At 45.4% G+C, this 25679-nt stretch carries 21 protein-coding genes; 13 read left to right on the top strand and 8 right to left on the bottom strand.

Translation table 11 applies throughout. The features are described from left to right. The first annotated feature begins 74 nt into the window (after positions 1–74). The 5 genes from QWY16_RS15935 to QWY16_RS15915 all read left to right on the top strand — a co-directional run bounded on the left by QWY16_RS15935 (position 75) and on the right by QWY16_RS15915 (position 6319). Complete coding sequence (locus QWY16_RS15935) at positions 75–623, top strand: copper resistance CopC family protein (RefSeq protein ID WP_300990212.1); 549 nt, start codon at positions 75–77, stop codon at positions 621–623. Next, positions 620–1681 carry a CopD family protein gene (locus QWY16_RS15930; protein ID WP_300990211.1) on the top strand — a complete coding sequence of 354 codons (1062 nt, stop codon included), beginning with the start codon at positions 620–622 and terminating at the stop codon, positions 1679–1681. The genes QWY16_RS15935 and QWY16_RS15930 overlap by 4 nt, the downstream gene beginning before the upstream one ends. 44 nt (positions 1682–1725) lie before the next feature. Then, positions 1726–2661 (top strand): DMT family transporter, encoded by a 936-nt coding sequence (locus QWY16_RS15925; RefSeq protein WP_300990210.1) that lies wholly within the window; start codon positions 1726–1728, stop codon positions 2659–2661. 114 nt (positions 2662–2775) lie between these two features. Further along, positions 2776–4503, top strand: a complete 1728-nt coding sequence (locus tag QWY16_RS15920; protein ID WP_300990209.1) for an ABC transporter ATP-binding protein — start codon at positions 2776–2778, stop codon at positions 4501–4503. Beyond that, the gene (locus QWY16_RS15915; protein WP_300990208.1) at positions 4496–6319 is read left to right on the top strand and encodes an ABC transporter ATP-binding protein; all 1824 of its coding nucleotides are present in this window, start codon (positions 4496–4498) and stop codon (positions 6317–6319) included. Before QWY16_RS15920 ends, QWY16_RS15915 begins: the two co-directional genes overlap by 8 nt. Before the next feature lie 44 nt (positions 6320–6363). Here the strand turns inward: QWY16_RS15915 and QWY16_RS15910 are convergent, their stop codons facing one another. Continuing rightward, the gene (locus QWY16_RS15910) at positions 6364–7416 is read right to left on the bottom strand and encodes an acyltransferase family protein (RefSeq protein ID WP_300990207.1); all 1053 of its coding nucleotides are present in this window, start codon (positions 7414–7416) and stop codon (positions 6364–6366) included. Positions 7417–7560: 144 nt separating this feature from the next. Between QWY16_RS15910 and QWY16_RS15905 the strand changes: the two genes are divergently transcribed. Continuing rightward, positions 7561–8412, top strand: coding sequence for a GNAT family N-acetyltransferase (locus QWY16_RS15905; protein ID WP_300990206.1), 852 nt, complete (start codon positions 7561–7563; stop codon positions 8410–8412). Between the two features lie 41 nt (positions 8413–8453). Here the strand turns inward: QWY16_RS15905 and QWY16_RS15900 are convergent, their stop codons facing one another. Next, positions 8454–8963 carry a YusW family protein gene (locus QWY16_RS15900; protein ID WP_300990205.1) on the bottom strand — a complete coding sequence of 170 codons (510 nt, stop codon included), beginning with the start codon at positions 8961–8963 and terminating at the stop codon, positions 8454–8456. Positions 8964–9111: 148 nt separating this feature from the next. Here QWY16_RS15900 and kynA point away from each other — a divergent pair, with 148 nt between their 5' ends. Both kynA and QWY16_RS15890 read left to right on the top strand, forming a co-directional pair. Continuing rightward, positions 9112–9966 carry a tryptophan 2,3-dioxygenase gene (gene kynA, locus QWY16_RS15895; RefSeq protein WP_300990204.1) on the top strand — a complete coding sequence of 285 codons (855 nt, stop codon included), beginning with the start codon at positions 9112–9114 and terminating at the stop codon, positions 9964–9966. Between the two features lie 11 nt (positions 9967–9977). Continuing rightward, on the top strand, positions 9978–10691 hold the full coding sequence (locus QWY16_RS15890) for a glycerophosphodiester phosphodiesterase (protein ID WP_300990203.1): 714 nt from the start codon (positions 9978–9980) through the stop codon (positions 10689–10691). A 744-nt stretch (positions 10692–11435) separates the two neighbouring features. On the opposite strand, the gene QWY16_RS15885 is transcribed toward QWY16_RS15890, so the two are convergent. The 3 genes from QWY16_RS15885 to QWY16_RS15875 all read right to left on the bottom strand — a co-directional run bounded on the left by QWY16_RS15885 (position 11436) and on the right by QWY16_RS15875 (position 14149). Further along, the gene (locus QWY16_RS15885) at positions 11436–12455 is read right to left on the bottom strand and encodes a DUF2804 domain-containing protein (RefSeq protein WP_300990202.1); all 1020 of its coding nucleotides are present in this window, start codon (positions 12453–12455) and stop codon (positions 11436–11438) included. 140 nt (positions 12456–12595) lie between these two features. Then, positions 12596–13450, bottom strand: a complete 855-nt coding sequence (locus QWY16_RS15880) for a DegV family protein (protein WP_300990201.1) — start codon at positions 13448–13450, stop codon at positions 12596–12598. Positions 13451–13582: 132 nt separating this feature from the next. Next, on the bottom strand, positions 13583–14149 hold the full coding sequence (locus QWY16_RS15875; protein WP_300990200.1) for a glycerol-3-phosphate acyltransferase: 567 nt from the start codon (positions 14147–14149) through the stop codon (positions 13583–13585). Between the two features lie 165 nt (positions 14150–14314). Between QWY16_RS15875 and QWY16_RS15870 the strand changes: the two genes are divergently transcribed. Next, the gene (locus QWY16_RS15870) at positions 14315–15193 is read left to right on the top strand and encodes an SDR family oxidoreductase (RefSeq protein ID WP_436837196.1); all 879 of its coding nucleotides are present in this window, start codon (positions 14315–14317) and stop codon (positions 15191–15193) included. Positions 15194–15881: 688 nt separating this feature from the next. On the opposite strand, the gene QWY16_RS15865 is transcribed toward QWY16_RS15870, so the two are convergent. Next, a complete protein-coding gene (locus QWY16_RS15865) occupies positions 15882–17258 on the bottom strand; it encodes a dipeptidase (protein ID WP_300990199.1) in 1377 nt (458 codons plus the stop codon). A gap of 147 nt (positions 17259–17405) precedes the next feature. Between QWY16_RS15865 and QWY16_RS15860 the strand changes: the two genes are divergently transcribed. The 3 genes from QWY16_RS15860 (at position 17406) to QWY16_RS15850 (ending at position 21333) form a co-directional block, all read left to right on the top strand. Further along, the gene (locus tag QWY16_RS15860; RefSeq protein WP_300990198.1) at positions 17406–18659 is read left to right on the top strand and encodes a hemolysin family protein; all 1254 of its coding nucleotides are present in this window, start codon (positions 17406–17408) and stop codon (positions 18657–18659) included. A 574-nt stretch (positions 18660–19233) separates the two neighbouring features. Continuing rightward, positions 19234–19770, top strand: a complete 537-nt coding sequence (locus QWY16_RS15855; protein WP_300990197.1) for an RNA polymerase sigma factor — start codon at positions 19234–19236, stop codon at positions 19768–19770. 108 nt (positions 19771–19878) lie between these two features. Beyond that, positions 19879–21333 (top strand): phospholipase D family protein, encoded by a 1455-nt coding sequence (locus tag QWY16_RS15850; RefSeq protein WP_300990196.1) that lies wholly within the window; start codon positions 19879–19881, stop codon positions 21331–21333. Between the two features lie 42 nt (positions 21334–21375). Here QWY16_RS15850 and abc-f read toward each other — a convergent pair whose 3' ends face one another. Next, positions 21376–22938, bottom strand: coding sequence for a ribosomal protection-like ABC-F family protein (abc-f, locus tag QWY16_RS15845; RefSeq protein WP_300990195.1), 1563 nt, complete (start codon positions 22936–22938; stop codon positions 21376–21378). A 429-nt stretch (positions 22939–23367) separates the two neighbouring features. Beyond that, positions 23368–23577 (bottom strand): SE1832 family protein, encoded by a 210-nt coding sequence (locus tag QWY16_RS15840; RefSeq protein WP_436837148.1) that lies wholly within the window; start codon positions 23575–23577, stop codon positions 23368–23370. Between the two features lie 168 nt (positions 23578–23745). On the opposite strand from QWY16_RS15840, the gene QWY16_RS15835 reads away from it, so the two are divergent. After that, positions 23746–25563 (top strand): cation:proton antiporter, encoded by a 1818-nt coding sequence (locus QWY16_RS15835; protein WP_300990193.1) that lies wholly within the window; start codon positions 23746–23748, stop codon positions 25561–25563. The last annotated feature ends 116 nt before the right edge of the window (positions 25564–25679 follow it).

Here is a 25679-nt window from a genome sequence, read left to right as displayed (position 1 = left end):
TTCTAACAGCCATGAGAGAATGGTGGAAGAAAAAAAGAAAATTATGAGAGAAATGAAAGAAGAGGGAATAAAAAATGAAGAAAATTACAATTATTTCAATAATGATCTTGCTCATGCTGCCGCTTTCCGTACAAGCACATACCACGCTGATTTCATCCAATCCTGCTGAAGGCGAAGTTCTTCAAATGCAGCCCGAAGAATTAGAATTGGTTTTTGGCACAGTCATTGAAGAAGGAAGTACGATGACGCTGAAAGGGCCGGACCAATCTTATCCTATAGAAGATATCGCAATTTCTGAAAATACCATGACCGGTGCAATCAGTGAAGAACTGCCGAATGGCCAATATATTATTGGCTGGGAAATCATCGGAGAAGACGGCCATCCGATTGAAGGCGAAGTTCCTTTTAACTTAACTGCAGAAGCTGCTGCAGCAGAACCGCCTGCTGAAAATGAAGCCACTGAAGAAGAACCCGTAATTGAAGAGCAAACAGAAAGCCCGGAAGCCACGGAACCTTCTGAAAGCGGCCAAGAGGAAGGCAGTCCATTGTCCACCATCTTGCTTGTTGCTGCTGCTATTTTAGTGGGATTCGGTGTTTATAAGCTTCTTAAGAAAAAAGCATGATTTTTTTTACGGCGCTTTCCGATGTCTTGATGTATATTGCATTTTCGTATATCATCGGTTCAGTGGTTTTGGGGTTTGTACCAAAGACGCATAAGCCGGCAATGCAGGAATCCAAGATTATGCGGCTTTTGAGTGTCGCCGGCATTGCCTTATTTTCACTTGCACCGGTAATTGAACTGACCGTTTTTTTGAATAATGGAGAGAGCTGGTTCAGTACATTCTTCCATATACTGATCGATTATCGTGTAGGAAACGGCTGGGTATTGACACTGCTGTTTTGCGTTCTTCTCGGACTTACTGTGCATTACGATGGTTCAGTTCATATGCGCGCGTATTATACGGGAATCTTAGTCTTGATCGTCGGTTTTTTCAGCCATGTTTCCACTTTGAATTTATGGGGCGGCTTTATCAGCCATTCCCTTCATTTTTTAGCCATGTCGCTATGGATTGGCGTTTTGCTCCATGTGGCATGGTTTGCGCGGGACGGCTCAAACTGGCGCCGTTTCATTTCCTGGTTCACTCCTTTTGCATTAGTCTGTGTAGCGATGCTAATAATCAGCGGAATCTTCATAATGCTGTTTTTTGTAGAACCTGCCGATTATGTGAAGTCATGGGTGCTACCGTACGGCCAATTGCTGTTACTGAAGCATCTGGTCATCATTCCCGTTTTGGCTGCTGCATGGATCAACGGATTTTTGAATAGAAAAGGAAGTTATGAACGGGCTTGGCTGAAAGTGGAATTTTTATTGATTTTGCTGGTTTTTGTTTTTACCGCTTTTATGAGCAAGCAAGCACCGCCGCATGATATCAATAATACATTCCGGTCAGAAGGGCCAGCTCCGCTGATCGAGCTGTTAAAAGGCCCGCAGTTCATCCCGATTGATGGAGCATGGTCTGTTTCGATGAACGGCATCTTGTTGATGGTTATAGGCATCATGTGTTTAGCCATGATGGTGCTGGGCTATAAAAAACAATTGCCGCTTTGGCTGTCATTCATTTTCGGACTGATTTTTGTAGGTGCGGCATATGCCGGGTTAATGTTGAATATTGCATTTTAACAATAGCAAAGAATAGACTGCCAGTTGGAGAAAGGAAAGGTTCGATGGGGCGTATTAAAGGGATTGCCATGATTATAAGCGGTGCCATGCTTTGGGGTGCGACAGGTCCATTGATGGAGTGGTCACTGGCAACCTTCGGCTTTTCTGCATCATTCCTATCCACGGTCCGGCTGGTACTTGCCGGGCTCCTGCTGCTTGGATTTTTAAAATTAAAAAATATCCCGATTACTTCAATTTTCAGAGACAAGGTCTGGATTCGTCCGCTGCTGATTTTCTCTGTCTTCGGCATGCTTGCTGTCCAGTACTCATTTGTAGCAGCAATTGAAGCAAGTGACGCGGTCGTTGCGACGCTGCTCCAATTTTTGGCGCCGATTTACATCATTTTATTTGTTTCGTTGCGGCAGAAAAAGCTGCCCCCCTTTTATCAGATTACAGGTATGGCTGGAACGCTGATCGGCTTGTTTCTGCTGTTGACGAATGGACAGCCGGATAAATTGATCATCAGCGGAGAAGCGTTGTTCTGGGGGCTGCTTGTCGGTTTAACGTTTGCATTCTATACTTTGTATCCGGCACGGTTGATGCAGGAATGGGGCGTGCTGCTTGTCGTAGGCTGGTCGATGCTGTTTGGCGGAGCTTTTTTAGGGATAGTCGACCCGATTTTTCTTTCAAACGAGTGGGAGAAATTCCTTGATGTTCGGGCAGTTCTGGCAATGGCAGCCATTATTGTGATCGGGACAGTGGCTTTTGTTTTGTTCTTGAGCAGCATGCGTTTTATCTCTCCTATTGAAACAAGCATCCTGTCTTCTCTTGAACCTTTGACAGCCATGGTGATTTCTGTTTTCTGGTTTCATCAGATGCTAGCGCCTGTCCAACTGGCAGGAGCTTTGACCATGCTTGTTTTTGTTACTTGGCTGTCTTTAGCCGGAAACTTAAAATCGAAAAAAAAGAAAGCGGAATACTCAGCACGCAGTACCTTATGAAGGTGCTGCTTTTTTTCTATTTTTCAGAGATTATTGCTGTCTGTTGTCAGAGAATTGTGGCATAATAGTCAACATAAAAGATTCGTGTTTCGAAATGTTTAGGGGGTTAACCGGGTGAAAACTGTTTTTTCTTACGCCAAGCCGTATAAGTTGCTGATTGGAATCGCTTTGGCTTTTATGCTACTGGAATTGACGGTTGAGCTGATGCAGCCATTGGTTATTGCAAAGATTATCGACGAGGGCATCATCGCTGGAAACCGGGACCAAATTATCCAGTATGGAGTTATCCTGATCGCATTATCCGCAGTTGCTTTTGGAGCTGGAATTATTAATTCTTATTATGCCGCGCATGTATCGCAGAGCTTTTCTTTTGATTTGCGCAAAGCTCTCTATGGGCGCATCCAATCGTTTTCAATTGCCACTTTTAACAAGTTTCCGGCCTCCGGTTTGATAACGCGCTTAACAAGCGATGTCACGATGGTGCAGCAGGTGCTGTTCATGGGGCTCCGCATTATGCTGCGTGCGCCGCTACTGGTAATCGGAAGTATGATTATGGCACTCGTGGTAAATGCTGAACTGGCGTTTTATTTGGTGATTGTCTTCCCATTCCTGCTGATTTTTTTATATGTCATGGTCAGAAAAGGCGTGACGTATTTCAGTTTTGTCCAGCGGCGCCTTGACCGCCTAAATCGAATGATTCAGGAAAACCTGCAAGCGGTGCGGCTGATCAAAGCCTATTTGCGGGGCAAATATGAATCCGGCCGTTTTTCAGAAGTGGCCGGGTCATTAAAAGTGGATACTGTCAAAGCGTTCCGCATTATGGAAGTCATTTTGCCGGTCTTATTGTTCGGCATGAACTTGGCGTTACTGGGAGTCATCTGGTTCGGAGCTAATGAAATCCGGCAAGGCGGCGCCCAAATTGGGGAGCTGGTGGCCATAGTGAACTATGCCATGCGCATGACGGGAGCTTTTTCAATGTTTTCGTTTATCATCATGGCTTACGCACGGTCGAAAGCTTCTTCCGGACGGATTGAAGAAGTGCTGCTGGCAGAAGATGTCCGTGAAAAAGAAGAAATAGGGGAAGAAAAGGCGGTTCGCCGAGGAGAAGTGGTATTCGAAAATGTTTCGTTCACTTATCCGGGAACAAGCCGGAAAGTTCTGGAAAATGTCTCTTTTAAAATGAAACCTAATGAAAAATTGGCGATCATGGGAGCGACGGGTTCAGGAAAATCTTCACTGCTCCAGCTCATTCCGCGATTTTATGACGCAACAGAAGGCACCGTCTATATCCATGGCCGTGATGTAAAGGACTGGTCATTGCGTTCGCTCAGGAAAACAATCGGCGTTGTCCCTCAGCAATCATTGCTCTTTACAGGGACGATTTCCGATAATCTGTCATGGGGCAAAGAACAGGCGCTGCAGGAAGAGCTGGCTGGCGCAGCTGTAAAAGCACAGATCCACGATACGGTCGTGAGATTTCCGAAAGGCTACAGCACCCGTGTCGGCCAAAAAGGCGTTAATTTATCAGGCGGCCAAAAGCAGCGGCTGTCCATTGCGCGGGCGCTCGTCCGGAAGCCGTCGATTTTGATTCTGGATGATAGCACGAGTGCACTTGACGTAAAAACAGAAGCGGCATTATGGGAAGAACTGGAGCGCGAAAAAGCGACGATGCTTGTCGTAACCCAGAAAATTCGCACCGCATTAAAAGCGGATCGTATCCTGCTCCTTGAAGAAGGAGAAATATCGGCATATGGAACCCATGAACAGCTTCTGGAAAGCTCAGAATTATATAAACAAATTGCGAAGTCGCAGCAAGAGGAGGAGGTGGACGAGTATGTTTGATGCAATCCGCCGGCCTTTCGGTTATGAACCGGTCATCAAAAAAGAGGATCTGGCAAAAGGAGCTTCCAAGAAAACGGAGCGGGCGGAAAACTGGAAGTCCACACTGCTGCGCATCTGGAAGCTGGTGGATGAGCACCGTTTGCTATTGATCACGGTATTGTCGCTTGTATTTGTCAGTTCTGCCCTGGCCCTTCTTGGCCCTTATTTGATTGGCCATATTATTGATGCCTATATCGTGCCGCAAACATTCGAAGGAATGGGGCCGATTGTGTTGTGGCTTATTGTGATCTATATCGGCCATTCCGTATCGCTTTACTTGCAAAACTATTGGATGGTCGGCATTGCCCAGCAAGTGATTTATCGGATGCGTACAGGCTTATTCCAGCATATGCAGCGTTTGCCGGTATCTTTCTTTGATAAGCGGCAGCACGGAGAATTGATGAGCCGGATGACCAACGATATTGAAAACGTTTCTACAACATTGAACAGTTCATTTATCCAGGTTTTCTCAAGTGTCTTGACGCTGACGGGCACGGTGATTGTCATGCTGATGCTCAGTCCATTGCTGACTGTGCTGACGTTGCTCATCATCCCGCTTATGTACATTGCCATGCAATGGATCACGAAAAGAACAGGCAGGCTGTATAAAGAACAACAGCAGGCGATCGGTGAACTTAACGGTTTGATTGAAGAAACCATTTCCGGCCAGAAAATCATTAAAGCATTTTCCCAGGAGCCGCGGGTCATGGAAGAGTTTCTCGTCAAAAGCGAACGCCTTCGGAGAACAGGGTTTTGGGCGTGGACTTATTCCGGATTTATTCCTAAAGTCATGAACTTCCTGAACAACGCGAGTTTTGCAATTGTCGCGGGTGCAGGCGGGATTCTGGCATTGAACGGTGAAATCACTATCGGGGTCATCGTCATCTTCACGGAATATGCCCGCCAATTTACCCGGCCGCTCAATGATTTGGCGAACCAGTTCAATACGGTATTATCCGCGATTGCAGGAGCAGAGCGCGTTTTTTCCATCATGGGAGAAAACGAGGAGAAAGACGATGAAGTCCAAAATGCGGATAAAGAGCTGCAGGGCTATGTCGAATTCGACGATGTATCATTCAAATACGAAGGTGCGGAAGAAGATTGGACGATCCGCAATGTCAGTTTTACTGTGGGAATCGGGCAGACGGCCGCTCTTGTCGGCGCCACAGGGGCCGGGAAAACGACAATCATGCAGCTGCTCGCGCGTTTTTATGATGCCAATGAAGGCGAAATACGGATTGACGGCACGCCGATCGCTGAAATGCCGCGCGAAACGCTGCGAAAGCAAATTGCATTTGTGCTGCAGGATCCTTTTCTGTTTGAAGCGACGGTTTGGGAGAATATCCGCTATGGCCGCCTGGATGCTTCAGATGAGGAAATTATCGAAGCCGCAAAAAAAGCGAATGCCCATGATTTCATCGTTAAACTGCCTGATGGCTACGATACGGTCCTGAAAGGGGACGGTTCAATGATCAGCCAGGGCCAAAAGCAATTATTGTCGATTGCCCGCGCATTGGTGGCTGATCCGGTCATTTTGCTGCTGGACGAAGCGACGAGCAGCATTGATACGGTCACGGAACTTAAAATTCAGGAAGCTCTGGAGCGCCTGATGGCGGGGCGGACGAGTTTTGTCATTGCCCATCGCTTGAATACCGTACGGCAAGCTGATTTGGTCCTGGTCATGGAAATGGGTGAGCTGGTAGAATACGGAACACAGCAGCAGTTAATAAATACACGCGGCCTATATGCCAATATGCTGGCAGACGCCAAATTATAACTAGATGTAAAAAGGCTGATCCGTTTTTTCGGATCAGCCTTTTTTTATGGATGGGTTTGCATAGGGGCTCTTGGTTTAAAGCGCCCTAATAGAATTTCACCAAGCGGAATTGTTTTAGGGATAAGAATCGATAAAATGATTGGCACCATCAAACCGAGAAGCGTGTATGTGAGTAAATTAAACGGCAGGAATTCTTTTACAAAAAAGCCAGCCAGAATGTGCAAGTACATAATGGAAATCGAGTGTTTTTCAATTTTCATTAGCCAGGGGAAAGTCGCCATTAGAGATAGTTGCTGAAAAATGCCGACGATTAGAATAGTGAAAGCAATTGGAATGACAAGGTCTAATAGAAAATGGTCATAACGCAAAAACTTCATGCTCAGATGGTAGTCAATCCATCCGGCTTTATCCGCGAACATGGCGGTTGCTGCCACTCCGGCTGCTGCCACTATGGCAGTTTTAGGGATTTTCATCCAGAAAGACTTAAAGTAATAGCCTATGGCATAATAAATGACGGCCATCAAAGCCACATCCAAATTCCAGATCATCGGAATCTGCTGGGAAGCAGCATCGGGATCGCTTGCTAAGGCCATTGCAAAAGTGCCTTCGATTTGGGCGAGTACATAACATCCTGCTAAAATGACAAGCTGGATGGAACGCTTAAACCGGGTAATCCATAGAAACAGCAAATAAGTGGCGAACATGACCGTTACAAACCAAAACACACCGTGTTCACCACGCAGAAAACGTCCTCCAACAGTCAAATCGATTAAATCCTGCCTTAGGAAAGAAGCTGTAAAATTTCCTTCGCCAATGGCAATGCCATATTTTATCGATGTCAGCAGCAATAAGAAAAACAAATAAGGAACCATCAATTGCATAAAACGTTTGTGAATGGCTTGCTTTAAAGCGGTAGAATCAATCACAGGTTTAAAAAACAACCCGCTTAGAAGAAAAAATGCTGGCATATGGAACCAGTATATGTATTTTATAAGGGGGAAATCTGTTATCATGGGTCCGGAATAATGTCCGATGACAACTAAAATCATCAAGAAACCTTTTGCCGAATCGACCCAAGTCAAGCGTGTTTTTGCCAAGAAAATGACCTCCATGAGTAAACTTATCAACTCAGTATATCCTAATAGATCAAGGGTTAACGCGTTGATACAGAACGGTAAAAATTCGTTCAATTCAGTATTCTTATGTTAGGATAAAAATAATAAGGGAAAGGATGGTGGAAAATGAATATCTCTCTATCAATTGAGTCATTTCCGCTGAATACAGAAACCATAAAAGACATGAAAAGTTTTTTATCTTTATTTCAGGAAGATTACAGCATGGTGATGCAGGAGCCGGTCTGGGGAAGGGCGGATGCCAGAGGTTTTGCAGTAGTTGCTTATACGGATGAAGGTAAGTTAATTGGATTTGCAACTTCTGTTGACATCGTCGGCCTTCATCATTATGAGTGGTCGGCTATTGTTCATCCGGATTACCGGAGGCAAACGATTGGATCTGCACTCGCAGATGGCATTCATCATGGGCATGTGCAGCGGGAAGCTGAAGAAGAATTGGCAGCTTTTATTGAAGAACCGGGAGCGGCTGAATTTCTTAAAAATTTGGGCTATGAAGCTGATTTTAAAGAAATCCAGTTAGGGGTAACGGCTTTGGAAAAGCTGGATTTGCCGGATGGCTTAACGGTCGCGCCTTTTGGTGGTGAACGTGAAGAATTGGAATCTCTGCTGCGGGCAGCTTTTGATGAAGAAGTGATTCCAGTGATTGCACATAACCTGGAACAAGCGGGAAGAGATGTCTGGGTCATGAAAAAAGAGGGCCGTCTAGTGGCAACCGCTACAATGATTGCTGAAGAAGACGCTTTATGGGTGACCGCTTTTGCGGTGCATCCTGAACAACAGGGAAAAGGCTATGGACAGGCTTTTCTATCCTGGAGCCGCAACTTGGCATTTATAAAAGGCAAGCAACAAGTACTGCTTGATGTAGAAACGGATAACCATGCACTTCGGGTATATGAAAAAGCTGGGTTTGTGCCTGTAAGTACAGTCGCGTATTGGAAGAAAATCTCAGTCTCCGAATAGAAAAACCATCCGTTTACACGGATGGCAGTGTAGCAGGGAAATCAGTTTCCCGTTCCTTTAAATTCTTTTTCAGTGCCGTCAGAAAAGCGCACATCTATTTCAATTGCATTGTAGCCCGCTTCAATGCCAAATGCTCCAATCACTTGTTCAATGGCTTCGTCATTAGGCGTATCGGGAGACAAGTCCAGCTGCTGGAAAGCCGGTTCAATTTCATCCATCGCATCATTTCCGGATAAATCCTGGTTTTCTAATTTGTTCTCGAAGCTGGCTTCTATATTGTCGCGGTCTTCCTCATAACTGATATCGATCGCATCATCTTGATCGGGATAATCTACGTCGACACTGAATTCAGTAAAGCCGAACGTGCCGCCTCCAATGCTTTCTTCATCAAGTCCACCGCCAGGGGAAGCGTCACCCGTACCAGGTGCAGGGTCAGTTTGGGATTCATTGCCGACCGGTTCGTTCACTTCGTCGCTTTCTCCGCAGGCCGACAAAACTAAAGCGGAAGAAAGCAGCAATGCCGTCAGTATAGATGTTTTGTTATAGGTCATGGAAGTCATCCTTTCGCATTAGATTCATTACCGACAGTATTCCCGATTTCCTTGGTTTTAATCGTTGTATGGAGTGGTTGAAAGTGTACACCATAGCAGAGAACTGAGCTGAGCGGAGAAAAAGGAGAGCCGGAACGGAGCAGCCTACATGAATGATTATACAAATGGGCAAAACATTGCAGCGTCTTCTGAAAAAGGCATTCATACAGACTTTCAGCAAAACATGACTTACGGAGAATATTTGCAACTTGATCAGTTGCTATCGGCCCAGAGCAGTATGAGCGGAGAACATGACGAAGCGCTGTTCATCATTATCCATCAAGTTTCCGAGCTGTGGATGAAACTGATTTTGCATGAATTGGACGCTGCAATCAGCCATGTGAACCAAGACAAGCTGCAGCCTGCCTTTAAACAATTGGCAAGGGTATCAAAAATTCAATCGCAAATTATCCAAGCGTGGGATGTATTGGCAACCATGACTCCTGCAGATTATCTGAAGTTCCGGGATACCCTTGGAAATGCCAGTGGATTTCAATCTTATCAATACCGCATGATTGAGTTCGGTTTAGGGTATAAAACTAAACATGTACTAAAAATTTATGAAAAAGAGCCAGCGCTGCATAAAGAGCTTGTTTTAGCGTTCAATAAACCAAGTATTTATGATGCAGCTATCCAAAAACTTGCACGAAGCGGATTGTATATCGAGACGGGCGTACTCGATCGAGATGTTACAACAGTCTATGAATCAAACATCAGTGTAAAAACTGCATGGAAAACGGTTTACCAGAACACCGACGCATACTGGGAATTGTACCAGCTGGCAGAAAAGCTGGTGGACATTGAAGATTGCCTGCAGCAATGGCGATTCCGCCATATGAAAACTGTGGAACGCATTATCGGTTTCCGGCAGGGGACAGGCGGCTCTTCAGGCGTCCATTATTTGAAAAAAGTGCTGGATCACTATTTTTTTCCTGAACTTTGGGAACTGCGGACAGATATTTAGGAGGACAAGTCATGAAGATTTACGCACACAGAGGATGCTCAGGCACCTATCCGGAAAATACATTGGCTGCTTTTCGCGCAGCTGCAGAATTGCCGATTGACGGCATTGAGATAGACGTCCAATTGACCAAGGATGGAAAAATGGTCGTCATTCATGATGAAAGAATCAACAGGACAACGAACGGCAAAGGTTATGTTAAAGATTTGACACTTGAGGAACTGCAGAAGTATGACGCTGGATCCTGGTTTTCTGAAGAATGGAGCGGAGAATACATTCCAACGCTGGATGAAGTGCTGGAAATCTTTCAGGACACCGAACATATCCTGAACATTGAAATCAAGTCAGATATATTCCCGTATGTGGGCTTAGTGGACAAAGTCATTAACTTGGCTACTAGAAGAGGGCTCCTTGACCGTATGATCATTTCTTCTTTCAATCACGAAGACGTTCAGAAAGTCTGCCATGAAACCGATGCGAAGTCTGCCATTATCACTTCACAAATTTATGTAGACATCTATGACTACGCACGTGTCATTGGCACAAAGCGGCTTCACATTTCATTGCCTTCCGCCTATCGGAAAATGACCACTGAAGCACTTCGGAAAGGTTCCATTGTTTATGTATGGACAGTAAACAGCCTGGAATATGCACAAGAACTGCAAAAAATCGGCATCCACGGAATCTTTACCGATTATCCCGAACGGATGCTGAAAGAGCTTAAGTAAAGTGAAGAATTAATTTAGATAGACTGTTGAGAAGCTCTCATTAATTTTCATTTCGCTTTAGGCGGACGCTTTCTTATCCGCAGTCAAGTGGTTTTCTCTTTTTTCTGAAAGAACAGACGAAGAAAGGTTTTTGAAGCGGTTGCTTTCCGTTCCGGCGCGCGCTTTCCGCGGGCTCGCGCCCAAGCCTCCTCAGCCGCTCTGCGTCTTGCGGGGTCTCGGTCGTCTCGCTATTCCGCAGGAGTCGCACACCTGCACTCCAAGCAACGGCGAATCCCTCAAAAAGGGGCATGCCAAAAGCCTGCCGGTTCCTATTTTTTTCGCCAGGTCGTCTATGCTTTGGTGAAAGAGAAATATTTTTACGAAGCCTTGTCGGATTCGTACTGGTGAAGAAGTCCATATCGAATAAGGTGAAATACGACTTTCCTGACCTCATTGACACAGGCGATGACTGCAACCTGATGGAGTTTTCCAAACCGTTTGTTTCCGAGCGGACCTTATGCTTCATTCAACTTCTTTTTGTTTTCTTTATCTGTTCTTTAAAACAGTAACTGTATAAGAAAGCCCTTATTCTTCTTTCCTTCTCTCCAGATATGGAGTTAAACAGCGGAGGAAACCGTACTGTTTCTGTCTTTGCATCGCTGCGCTAGCTTCGAGACATGGAAAAGCGTATCGGTTAAGTGATAGCAATTAAATGATATTTCTATTTTTAAAATAACCAAAAAAGAGGCGCAATTTGCGCCTCTTTTACCATTTTGCATAATGTTCTTCAACTGCTCCAAGCATTTGAAGGATTTTTAGTTTTTTGCCATCCGGATAACGGACATAGCCATTATAATAGCCGAAAAGCTGATGGACTTCAGATTTCACCAGTTTCATATCCGTTTTAGAAACCCGTTCAAAAAATGGGGTGAAGGTCAGTTTCACATCATCGGAGAATTTGGTATGAATCAGCCATGGTTCCTTATAATTTTCCGGATTATAGTGAAACAGTACATCTTCATGGATTTTAGTCATTTTGCCGTTAACGAAAAATGCATTTTCCGTCATGCCAGTGCCGTCTGTCCACTTGCCTCCTAAATTCAATCCAATCGATCTCCCCAACGAACGCTGCGAAGCTACTGCCCAGTTCCAGGAAGATTCACGCGGCCAAACTCCTCTGCCATAATCCAGAACGGCCAAACTGTCTTCCGGTTCGAAGTCAAAACGCTGGCTTCCGATTTTTACATATCCTGAAGTGGGAAGGGAAAGATGTTTCCCTGTAAATTGAAAGGTCTGCCGATTCCAGGGGATCACAACATTGAGAGAATCATAGGCTTCTGGATGCTGGATTTCCAATGAGGCATGAAGAGATTCCCCATCGAAGTCCTCTATACTTACCTGCATCTGTGTCGTGTTCTGTTTATAGCTTATTTGAATATTCATATCGCCGTGGCGAAAATGGCAAGCATCTAGCACTTCATCCGATAATTTTAATTGACGTGTAAAAGGTACAACTAAGGTCTTTTCATGAAACCGCTGTGTTTCATAATTTAAAAAATAGACAAAACAGACTGTCGCATAATCCAGATGGCAAATAGTGGCAGAAAACATGATTTCATCACCAAAAACGCACCAATAATTCCACTTTTTCTTTCTCATGAAATTTCCTCGAAGATTGCTGACAACGACAGGCTGGCGTGCATATCCGATGGCTGCCGGATTTAATTGACCTTTTGCATCACAAAGCATTACGTGTTCTGTAAGTTCTCGTTCTACATGCTGCATTAAATCCACCTCGCTCATCATTCTACTTCCATTGTAGCAGAACAACCATGTGAAGACCGTGAAAAAGTAAATGAGAAGGTACGAAAGGAGGTGTTATCCATTACTTGCTTATGTGAAAATACCTTGTTTTATACTAAGTATTACTGAACAGGTTTTCTCCACATCAATACTAGTGTCCCTTCACCGGCATGGACAGCAAGAGAAGAACTAAGGTCGCCTATCAGCACGCGGGCTTGCGGATTGATTTTCAAGACTTCTTGTTTCAAGTTCTCAGCTTCCTCATGAACATTGCCATGCATAATTTGGAAAGTGTCTATTTTGAACTTTTCATAGTCTGCCTTGGCATGGTCGATCAAATACTGCACGGCTTTTTTATGAGACCGCACTTTGTCGATTGGCACCAATTCACCTTCAGCGCTTAACTGGACAATCGGTTTCACTTTTAAAAGGCTTCCTAAATAGTACTGGGCGCCACTCATTCGGCCGCCTTTATACAATTGCGACAAGTTTCCGATTAAAATATAATTACGGAAGTTTTGCGTTTCCTGCTCCAGGCGCTCAGCGATTTCTTCAGCGCCAATTCCTTGGTCAGCCAATTCCATGCCGCGTTCTAATAATCCGCTCAATCCGTAAGACAGAGCCAATGAATCGACAGCATAGACTTTGAAGCCGGTCATATCGGCTCCGGCAACAGAAGAAGCGATCGTGCCGCTAAGTTTAGCGGAAGGATGGACTGCGATTGCACATTCGTACTCTTCCTGGAGCTTTTCATATAACTCAGCAAATTTTCCAGCAGAAGGCTGTGAAGTTTTGGGGAACTCTGAAGCGTTTTTAATGCGCTCATATAGTTGTGTATTCGTTAAATCGACTCCATCTACAAATTCTTCTGAGCCGAAATGGATATTAAGCGGCACGATATAAACATCCGGATGAGCCTTAAATTCTTCTGTTACAAATCCAGTGGTATCCATAACCCAAGCAATTGGTTTTTTCATTTTTAAACATCCTATCATAAAAGTATTTTGAATAATTAAACTATAACACGGATAAGGAGCGTCGAATAGCCTATAAGGTAGAGGTTCAAGACAAACTGCCGACTTGTCTAAAAAGATAAGTTTACAGTTAAACTACAGTTTGGCAAAACGTTTTTCGAATGATTCACGTAAGTCGTTTTGGTGTTTAATCAGGATTAGGATAATTGCAAGAATCAACGGCCATAAAACAGACAGTTGACCAGTAAGCGAAACCGCAATGATAAATGCTGAGAAACTAGTGAGCATGGTCAGGGTTGCGCTTTTAAGGATTGGGAAGAAAATCCCGAAAACAAGAAACATCACCAGAAAAAGTGAAGGCGTAATCAATAAGCTCACGCCTATAAATGTAGCAATGCCTTTGCCCCCGCGTCCTTTTAGCCACAGCGGGAAAAGATGGCCACAAATCACCACAAGGCCGCCGATGGCAATAACCCACTCGTTAAAGCCTCCATAATGTCCAAGTCCCACAACTAAGGCGCCTTTTGCGGCATCTCCTAAAAAAGTCAGGACAAAAGCAGTTTTGCCGATTACAGCTCCTGCATTCCGGGCACCCAGATTGCCACTGCGCTCTTTTCGCAAGTCGATGCCTTTCCATTTGCCGATCCACCAGGCTGTCAATAAATTTCCGATAAAGTATGAAGCAATCCAATAAATGACCATGCCGGCCTCCTGAAAGGGTGTCGTTAATCCTATTTAAACAGTTTACAGCAGAGAAGGAAAGCCCGCTCTGCAAGACACAAAGAGATCTCCAGTTTTTCTATGGAGGAATTGAGAGTTGATTCAATGCACAGCGGGTATAGCAAGAGGAAAAAAGGAGTGGGGATGATGGAAGATTTGACGCGCGAAAAATACTTGGCTCATGGCATTCCGCCGCAATCCCAATCACGTAAGCCGGGTTTGGAAAAGGATATGGATCCGCTGCCTGTTTTTGATTTGGAAAGCCGCCGGGGAAGCGGCAAACTGACGGATAAAGTGGCAGTGGTGACAGGAGGGGACAGTGGCATCGGAAAAGCTGCGGCAATCGGCTTTGCTAAAGAAGGGGCTCATCTTGCAATTGTCTATTTCGATGAACATATTGATGCAGAAACGACAAAGCATTTGATTGAAAAGCAAGGTGTACGCTGTTCGCTGCATGCAGGAGATATCGCGGACGAAGCCTTTTGCTGGAAAGTCATCGAAGATGTAATCGAAATTCATGGGAAGATTGATATCCTGGTTAATAATGCTGCTTGGGCAAACAGGCAAGAAAGCATCCTGGACATTTCAGCTGAACAATTGCAGAAAACGTTTGCGACGAATGTATTTTCGATGTTTTATTTAACTAAAGCGGCATTGCCCCATTTACAGGCCGGCAGCTCCATTATCAACACATCCTCGATTGATGCCTATGCCGGCCAGACTGGACAGGTGGATTACTCGGCGACAAAAGGGGCAATTGTAGCGTTTACTCGGGCAATGGCGCTGGAGCTTGCAAGTGACGGGGTCCGAGTAAATGGCATTGCTCCAGGTCCTATCTGGACACCGCTCGTTGCTTCCAGCCATTCAGAGGAAGAAGTCGCTGGATTTGGAATATCTACCCCGCTTGGGCGTCCGGGTCAGCCAGTGGACTTAGCGGGCAGCTTTGTATTGCTGGCTTCTGCCGACTCAGCTTATATGACTGGGCAGTTTTTGCATATTAACGGAGGAGCCTATTTGTCTTCGTGAAAACGGAGATGCTGAATAAATAGGGATACAAAAGGCCATCCTATTTCAGGATGGCCTTTACCAGCTTGTTGAGAAAGTTAAAATTTGTATTAGTGACCATCCCTTAACCGATATTCTGCCAACCAGCTGCGAAGCTATTGGCCGAATCATTTCGATCAATAGCTTTGCGACGAGCTTGCGCAGGAGCACATGTTTTGTGGCCGAGGTTTGTGAGGCCAAGTCTGTGCAACGAGCTTGCGCAGGAGCAGCGTACTTTCATGTCTCGAAGCTAGCGAAGGTACGGTTTTCTCCGCTAGTTGGCTCCATATCTGGGGAGCAGGAAGCAACAAAAGAGAAATTACTCAAACAAGTCACACTTTTAGAGAGTTTCAAAAGATAACAAAAGGAAGATTAATGCAGCGGAAGGTGGGCGAAGGGCAAAGATGTGCTCCTGCATCGCTGCGCTAGCTTCGTCGCAAACGAACCGTGCAAAAATACTTTTGCACAGTTCGCTTCCTGCGGAAATAACATGAGCTGAAGACCCTGGACTGAGCGTAGCGAATGTTTTTTCAATTTGCGACGAGTAATCGCAGGAGCAAAGGAAGCGGCTGAAGCCATGTCCGCGGAAAGCGTCCTGCCTGGAGCGCAATGACAGAAGAAGATTGAGGCCTGAAAAAGGCCATCCTATTTCAGGATGGCCTTTACTCCGCTATTTCAAGTCTGCTGCTTCGAACAGGTAATCGCTGATGACGCGAAGGCCTTTGTCAAAGTTTTCTAGGTGGAAATGTTCGTTTGGTGCATGGAAATTCTCGGAAGACAAACCGAAGCCCATTAAAACGACCGGCAAGCCAAGAACTTGGTCAAATACAGCGACAATCGGAACCGATCCGCCCATGCGGGTAAAAGCAGTTTTGACATTATAGACTTTTTCATAAGAGCGGCCTGCAGCCTGGATAGCTGGATGATCATACGGCGTCAGGAACGGCTGTCCTTTATCGAAATCGGTGATTTTTACGGTAACGCCTTTTGGTTTATTCGCTTCAATGTGGGCACGAAGCTTCGCAACAATATCGTCTGGATCTTGGTTTGGCACAAGGCGGCAGGTGATTTTAGCGCTGGCTTCAGCAGGTAGAACCGTTTTGATGCCTTCGCCGGAAAAGCCACCGGTGATGCCGTTGATTTCGAGTGTCGGGCGGATCCAAGTGCGTTCGACAAATGAATAGCCTTTCTCACCGAAATCTTCGGTAATGCCCAGATCTTGTTTTTCTTTTTCAAGATCGAATTCCAAAGCCGCAAATTCCGCACGTTCTTCATCGGACACATCCAGCACGTCTTCGTAGAAGCCCTCGACTTGAATGACGCCTTCTTTGTCGCGAAACGATTGCAGGATTTCCACGATGGCATGGAGCGGGTTTTGGACAGCGCCGCCGTAAAGCCCTGAATGCAAGTCGCCTTTAGGGCCTTTGACATCAATCTGGATGCCGGCAAGGCCGCGCAGGCCGTAGCAGACTGCCGGGCGGCCAGGGCCCTGCATGCCGGTATCAGAAATGACGATCAAATCAGCTTTTAATTGTTCTTTATTCTGTTCTACGTATTTAGGAAGTGTAGGGCTGCCGATTTCTTCTTCGCCTTCAACGATGAATTTGATGTTTACAGGAAGTTCACCGTTCAATTTAAGCAATGCTTCGACCGCTTTTACGTGCATGAACGTTTGTCCTTTATCATCACTTGCACCGCGCGCGTAAAGTTTATTGTCACGGACATGCGGATCGAAAGGAGGTGTTTCCCAAAGGTTCAGTGGGTCAACGGGCTGGACGTCATAATGGCCATAAACCAGCACAGTCGGCTTGCCTTCAGCATGAAGCCAGTCAGCATAGACCACTGGATGGCCTTCAGTCTCAAGGACTTTGGCATTTTCCAGCCCTGCATTTTGCATGGCATCTCTCAGCCATTCGGCGCCTTTTCGGATGTCTCCTTTATGCTCTGATAATGAACTAATGGAAGGGATTCGCAAAAATGCTTTCAGTTCTTCCAGGTGTTCTTCCCGGTGATCTTTGAAATACTGGTCTATCACTTGTGCATTCATTTTATCCCTCAATTCCTTATTTTTTAATTATGGAAAAATTATAACATAAGAGCTGGGGTTTTCGACATTTGGATTTTTGCTGTGGTATAATCTTTGATACGGAAAGAGCTCGTAAAATCTGTGTTTTATACACTGGAGGAACCAAATTTGTTTATCGCATTAGGAATCTGTTTAGTCATGTCGTTCTTCTTCTCGGGAAGCGAAACGGCGTTAACTGCTGTTAATAGGATGAAGGTCCATCTTCGCGCGGAACAAGGCGATGCGAAATCGCTGCGGGTACGGAAGTTAATCGCGAAGCCGGACCGAATGATTACAACAATCCTAATTGGAAATAACATTGTGAATATCCTGATGCCGACGTTAGTGACAACAATTGCTCTTACAAGAGGCTGGGAAGTGGGATTAGCAACGGCCATTTTGACAGTGATCATCATCATTTTCGGTGAAGTGCTGCCGAAAACGATTGCCGCTACATTTGCTGACCGACTCGTTTACGTGGTGGCGCCTGCCATCAGTTTTTTTGTCATTATTTTTAAACCGCTTACATGGCTGTTGTCGAAGTTTACGAATATCTTTATTCGCATCATTTCTAAAGGAACCGTGAAAGAAGCTACCTTGACGAAAGAAGAGCTGCGGTCGATGGTGGACATTGCCTCCACTGAAGGGACATTTGCCGAGGAAGAATCAGAACGGATTAAAGGCATTCTCGATTTTCCGAATAAAGATGTGTCCGACGTCATGTCAACTCACCGTACCGATACGGTAGGCATTGCAATCGATTCTACTTACGAGGAAGTCCGGGATTTGATCTTGTCATCTGCTTATACGCGTTATCCGGTTTACGAAGAAAGCTTGGATAATATTGTCGGCTTATTTTATTCGAAAAAATTGATTGAGTGGTCGATGAATCCGAATTTGACGATTGCGGAACTGATGGATGATAATCCGCTCTTTGTTGTGCAATCGGTAAGCGTCGAGAAAGTCTTTAAAATGATGATGTCCAAGAAAAAACACATGGCAGTCATCCTGGATGAATACGGTGGAACGCTTGGAATAGTCACTCATGAGGATATTATCGAGGAAATGATCGGACAGGAGATTGAAGATGAAACGGACGTAGAAGACGATGAGCTGGTCTTCGAAATTACCGAAACCCAATTATCCTGCCATGGACGTCTGGAAATTGAAGACGTCAATGATATGTTTGATGTCGAAGTCCCGAATGACCATGACACGATTGCAGGATTTGTTATGCAGCAGCTGGGACATGTTCCGGATGAAGGCGAAGAATTCACATATGAGAACCTTCATGTCAAAGTCGATGAAATGGACCGCAACCGGATCATCCGGTTGACCATTACTAAACTCACCGATGAAGAAATAATGGCAAACCCTGTTTAAGGCAGGGTTTTTCTTTTTGTCTTTTTTCGCATCTATTCTTGTCAAAGGGAAGGGTGCTTCCGCTTTTCTTATTGTCCAGCTCCGACGCCTAGACCCTCGAGTCGCTTCAGTCTGGCCTGCGATGGCAAAGAGCGCCATCACTGCCCAGCCTTCCAGCGCTTGTCGGAGCTACACAGGCACCTGCGCTTTTCTTGTGTCCAGCTGCAGCGGCGAGGTTCTCGGGTCATAAGCCACTCTGGTGTCTAGTTCAGTGCCTAGCTCTTCGGGTCATAAGCCATCCCAGCTGTGTGGCAACGAGCGCCACTTCGCTGTTCTGTCTAAACCCTTATTGCTCCTGTCTCTGCATCGCTGCGCTAGCTTCGAGACATGAAAGTGCGTTGCAGCACTATGTGCTTCGTCGCAAAGATATGGACCAAACTGCTTTTGGTCCATATCTTGCCTGTCGAATCTTTACGGCCGCTTCCGCTTATCTAAATTACAACTTTGTAAGGTTTATGAAAGTGAATCCGATAGAGCGTAAGCTTCGGTTAAGGCACAATAAGGTTAATAAGAAAAACGGACGGGGGCACTATTCATGGAAAGTTTATATACAGAATACAACCGATACATTTATCATTTGTGCTTAAAATTGACTCGCAATAAATCTGAAGCGGAAGATTTGATGCAAGAAGTATGGTTAAAAGTTGTGCGCTATGAGTCATCGATTCAGGAAGTGGATCATTTGAAAGCGTGGTTGACGACCATCTGCATGAATACTTTCCGTGACCGGTACCGCAAAAATGTACGACGCAGCAAGCATGTGATGCATCAGCCGGAAGGATTGGATGTTTCGCTTCTTGATTTGATTCCTTCTGACGAAGCGGGAGCCGAAGAAATTCTGGAACAGCAAGACGTTTCAGTTATGATTCGCCACAAGATTTCAGAACTTGATTCCATTTACCGCACAACGATCATGTATTTCTACGTTCATCAATTGTCATTGATTGAAATTGCGGAAGCCATGAAAGTATCAATTGGAACCGTGAAATCACGCTTGTTCCGAGGCAAACAACGGTTAAAAGACATGTTGCTGGAAGATGCACGCACGCGTGAGTATGTACAAACAGCTTAATATTAAACTGTCAGCCAGCTGAATCTTTCAGCTGGTTTTTTATTCCATAGAAATAATAAATTTCTTTTTATTTCTTCTTGCTATAATGAGAGCGAGGGGGAAGGCTATATGAAGAGAAAGAGGTTCCAAGGGTGGAGCAAGCGAAAAAGAATTGTCAGAGGAATAGCGGGAATTCTGGCTTTATTATACATAGCAGTCATTGTCTGGCATACATATAAACCATTGCCGCCCGGTGTTTCCTATGCAGGAAATACGCACAGTGTAGAAAATATTGATATGCTTTACGACCTTTCCTATGCCCAGGACATGAAAGGGTCAGAAAAGGAATATGAACTGCAGATTTTCGAAAAAATATACGACATGATTGATCAGGCGGAAGAATTTATTGTATTGGATTTGTTTTTATTTGATAATTACAACGACCAGAAAACCGCTTTTCCTGCTGTAGCGGAATTGCTGACCGATCATTTATTGAAGAAAAAACAGGGAAATCCGGAAATTCCCATCTATTTTATCACTGACCCATTAAATACGGGCTATGGCTCTTATGGAAGCCAGTTGCTTGGAACATTGGAGGATGCAGGAGTCGAAGTCATTTTCACCGATCTGGATCAATTGCGGGATTCCACGCCACTGTATTCCGGCTTTTACCGCGTGTTGTTCCAATGGTTCGATACCGACAGCCAAGGGTGGATTGCGAATGGCATGTCGAGCGATGCTCCTAAACTGTCAATCGCCTCGTATCTGGAAATGATGAATATCAAAGCCAACCACCGGAAAACGGTCGTCACCGAAAAAGAAGCGATCATCAGTTCCGCAAATCCGCACAATGCCAGCGGTCTCCATGGGAACATGGCTTTTACAGTAAGTGGGCCGATTATAAATGACATCCTTGAATCGGAAGAAGCGGTGTCCAAATTCTCAGGCGGTCCCGAGTTTCCAAGGATACAGGCTGCCGAGCAAGAAGGAAACTATAAAGCTCAATATTTGACTGAGAGTCAAATATTTGATGCGTTGATACAGGATATTGGGAAAGCGAAGAAAGGAGACAGCATCTGGCTAGCGATGTTTTATATTGCTGAAAGTGATGTAGTCGGGGCTTTGAAAGAAGCGGCAAACCGGGGAGTGGAAGTGCGGATGATTCTTGATCCGAACGAGAACGCTTTCGGTACGGAAAAAACCGGACTGCCGAACCGACCTGTTGTCAACGAAATGTACGAAGAGGCAAATGAAAACATGAAAGTCCGCTGGTATAATACCGTGGTCGGGCAATTCCATACCAAATCCATCATGATCAAGACTACTGAAGAAACAATTGTGATGGGAGGTTCAGCGAATTATACGGAGCGGACACTGGACAATTATAATCTGGAAGCCGATATTCGAATTGTGGCACCGAATGACAGCGAGTTAGTCGGGGAAATGGATAGCTATTTCAATCGCTTATGGACAAATGAAGACGCTCTTTATACCCTGGACGTTGAAAAATTCCAGGATGAATTCTCATTTTGGCAGCGCGGGGTATACGGATTCCAAAAGATATTTAAATTAACAACCTATTAAAAAACGGCCTCTCCTTAAAAAGGAGAGGTCGTTTGTATATTATTAAAGAGATTGCTTGCCAGCATTGACCCATTCTTCAACGTTCCAGACTTTTGTTGCCAAGCCTTCGTAAAATTCAGGTTCGTGGCTGACGAGTACGATTGTGCCTTTGTAGGCTTGCATCGCGCGTTTCAATTCCGCTTTTGCATCAATGTCCAAGTGGTTCGTCGGCTCATCGAAAATCAGCCAATTGCTTTCTTCCATCATTAATTTGCATAAGCGGACTTTGGCTTGTTCGCCGCCGCTCAATTGCGTCATCGAACGGGAGATGTGTTCGTTTTTCAATCCGGTCCGGGCAAGAGCGCCACGTACTTGGCCTTGATCCAAGCTCGGGTAAGCGGACCAGATTTCATCAAGCGGCGTATGGGTAGGTGCTTTGGTTTCCTGTTCAAAATAACTCGGTGTCAAATATTCTCCGAGCAGAACGTCGCCATCCAAAGGTTTAACTTTGCCGAGCATCGTTTTCAGCAAAGTCGATTTACCGACGCCGTTCATGCCGACAAGCGCGATTTTCTCGCCTCGTTCAATCATGAATGTAAGAGGCGGAAGAAGCGGCTTGTCGTAGCCGATGGTCAAAGCTTCTGCTTCTACTACATAGCGGCTCGGGCTGCGGGTTTCTTTGAACGAAAATTGCGGTTTGGCTGCAATTTCCGGTTTTTCAATGCGGTCCATGCGATCCAATTGCTTCTGGCGTGATTTTGCGCGTCCAGTTGTGGACGCCCGCGCTTTGTTTTTCGCGATGAAGGTCTCGGTTTTCTTGATCATATCGGCTTGTCGTTCGTAAGCGTCCAAATGCTGCTGTTTTGCAAGCTCAGCAAGCTCGATGAATTTTTCATAAGTCGCTGTATAACGGGACAAGCGGGAAAATTCCAAGTGGAAAATGACGCCGGTTACGCTGCTCATAAATTCCGTATCATGCGAAATCAACAAGAACGCATGCGGGTAATTCTTTAAGTAGTTAACAAGCCACTGGATATGTTCTTCATCCAGATAGTTGGTCGGCTCATCCAGCAAAAGGACTTTCGGTTTTTCCAAAAGCAATTTGGCAAGAAGCAGCTTGGTCCGCTGTCCCCCTGACAGAGCTTCAACAGGACGTTCCAGGCCGATTGCATCAAGTCCGAGTCCGCGTGCAATCTCTTCAATTTTTACATCAAGCGTGTAGAAGTCGCCGGCATCCAATGCATCTTGCACTTCGGCCATTTCTTCAAGAAGTTCTTCAAGGCGGTCAGGATCGGCATCGCCCATTTGCATAGCGATGTCATTCAATTCTTCCTCTTTTTTATAAAGTGGCAGGAAGGCATCTTGAAGCGTTTCGCGCATTGAGCGCCCAGGCGTCAATTGAGTATGCTGGTCCAAGTAACCGTAATGCGTTTTCGGCTGCCATTCGACGCGGCCGGAGTCGTACATAATTTTTCCTGTTAAAATATTCATCAATGTGGATTTGCCGACGCCGTTAGCTCCGACAAGGCCCACATGTTCGCCTTCAACTAGACGGAACGACACATCATTGAAAAGTGTGCGGTCTCCGAAAGTATGGCTTAAATTCTCTACTGTTAATAAACTCATTTATTTAATTCCTCCATATTTTAAGAAAAGTGTAGGTGCTAAGAAAAGCGCAGGTGCCTGTGTAGCTCCGACAAGCGCTGGAAGGCTGGGCAGTGATGGCGCTCTTTGCCATCGCAGGCCAGACTGAAGCGACTCGAGGGGCTAGGCGCCGGAGCTGGACAATAAGAAAAGCGGAAGCGGCGGTTCAGGTTCGACGGGCATAAGACGAACCGGCGAAGCGGCATTTTTCCAGCCGCACAGCCATGAAAAGTAGAAGTGCCTGTTCAGCTCTGACAGGCATAAGACGGACCAGCGAAGTGGCGTTCTTTGCTGCGCAGCTGGGTTGGCTTATAACCCGAAACCCTCGCCGCTGCAGTTAAACCATAAAAAAGTATAAAGTCCTTGAGGGATAAGGGACGAAGGGGAGAAATGCAAAAAAAAATTCGCGGGCTACAGTTCCGCGAGTTTTTTATTCAATTCCGCGAGGCGTTGTTCCATTTTTTCCAAGCGTTCTTCTGCCTGGTCCACCATTCTTGCATGTCCAGTGGTTTCCAACTTTTCAATATCACCTTGTTGGCGTGTGTAATCACTTTTTAGTTCAGCAATTTCATACTCAAGTTCCTGTCGGTTCACTAGATTCACCCTTAGATTTTTTTCCATTGTATCACATTATACACAATTTTAAATCCCTAACGGCTTAGTTGTTGCTTTTCACATCAATAGTAAAACCTCTATAATGGTCAAGGAAGTTTTAGCAGAAGAAAAAAAGTATGATTTAACTATCAAAAAGGGAGGCAATATCTCATTAATTCTATCTTATTCGGTTTGATGCTGATTTTTTTCCTTGGAGTTTTATCACAATGGATTGCTTGGCGGCTGCAGCTGCCTGCCATTGTCCTTATGTCGATTTCCGGGCTTCTTGTAGGTCCCATATTCGGCATTATTTCTCCAGCGGAAAGGTTCGGTGAATTATTCAGCCCGATCATTTCATTGGCTGTGGCCATTATTTTATTTGAAGGAAGCCTGAATTTAAATTTTAAAGAAGTAAAAAACTTCAGCAAGCCGCTATGGCGCATTGCTACATGGGGGGCGTTTATCGCCTGGATTGCGGGATCGCTCGCCGCTCACTATATGGCCGGTCTGTCACTCGCCGTTTCGTTTGTTATCGGCGGCTTGTTCATTGTTACCGGGCCGACAGTGATTCTGCCGATGCTGCGGCAGGCAAAATTAAAACCTCGTCCGGCAGCGATTTTGAAATGGGAAGGCATTGTCGTCGATCCTTTCGGTGCATTGCTGGCATTATTCGCTTTTCAATTTGTTTTATTCGCAATGGGAGAAGAATCCGCATCGGCGTTCGGCTTGTTCTTTTTAGCCTCATTGTTTTCAGTGCTCCTTGGCATTGTTGCCGGCTGGGGGATGGGCAGGATGTTCGAAAAAGGGCAAGTGCCTGAATTCCTCAAGTCGCCGATGGTGTTTGCGGTTGTGCTGCTGGTATTTGCCGTTTCAGATACCGTTATGCCCCAAACAGGATTGCTTGCCGTTACGTCAATGGGCATCATGATGGCGAATATGAATATCACATCCATCAATGAAATGCGCCATTTCAAAGAAAATATTTCGGTGCTGTTGATCTCGAGCATTTTCGTTATGCTGACGGCATCGTTGAGCTTGGACATATTGATTGGAATCTTTAATCCTCGGATTATCGCCTTTGTCCTGGCGATGCTCTTTATCGTCCGCCCGCTGTCTATCTGGCTTTCAACAATCGGAACTAATTTATCGTTCCAGGAAAAGTTGTTGGTCGGCTGGATTGCGCCGCGCGGAATTGTCGCGCTGACGGTCTCCGGCTACTTTGCCGCGACATTGATGGACGCAGGATTCGAAGACGCGGAATTATTGACGGCGCTGACGTTTGCCTTGGTCTTCTCAACCGTCGTGGCACATGGATTTTCCATCGGCTGGCTCGGGAGGAAGCTGGGGCTTGTTTCATCCGTTGAACCCGGAATACTGATTGTTGGGAGCAGCCGGTTCACTGTAAAACTGGGCAAAATGCTGCACGATATGAATAAGAACGTTTTGATTGTGGACTCGGCGTGGGGCCGCCTGCGATTGGCCCGCGAGGAAGGCGTGCCAAATTTCAACGGAGAAATCCTATCGGAACATACCGAGTATGAGAAAGATTTAACGCCTTATGAAACGATGATTGTAGCGAGTGAGAACGATTCGTATAATTCATTGGTCACCAGTAATTTCGTGCCGAAACTGGGGCGTACGCATTTATTTCAAACTGCTATCCATATAGGAAATCCGAAAGATTTCCATGCTTCTCTCAGCGGCAAAACCTTATTCGGCCCAGAATGGAACATCCAGGCACTTGAAGAAAAGGCTGAGGAAGGATACGCCATGCGGAAAACGCAGTTGACTGAGCAATTTACTTATGAAAAATTCCGTGAGAAGTCAGTGGAAGGCACCATTCCTTTATTCATTGAGCGGGCGCAAGGAAAGATTGAATTCTTTACCGCTGAAAACGGGGCGGAACCGAAAACAGGAGATACCATTGTCAGCTTTTCACCGCCGGCCCATCAGGAAATCCGCACGCAAGAGAAATTGGAAACCAGCCGGATTAAAAGCGGAATTCAGTCTTAAGAATGAAATCTGACTTGGATAAGCTCAATCAATACGTATTATGAATCGGACTTTGCTATGATAAAGTAAATCAGCTTTGGGAAACTCTGTTAAGTTTTTCAAAGTGAGACATTCAG

It is taken from the genome of Planococcus shenhongbingii (assembly GCF_030413635.1).
In the GTDB taxonomy this organism is placed as follows: Bacteria; Bacillota; Bacilli; order Bacillales_A; family Planococcaceae; genus Planococcus; species Planococcus shenhongbingii.
This window is presented reverse-complemented; position numbering and strand designations above follow the sequence as displayed.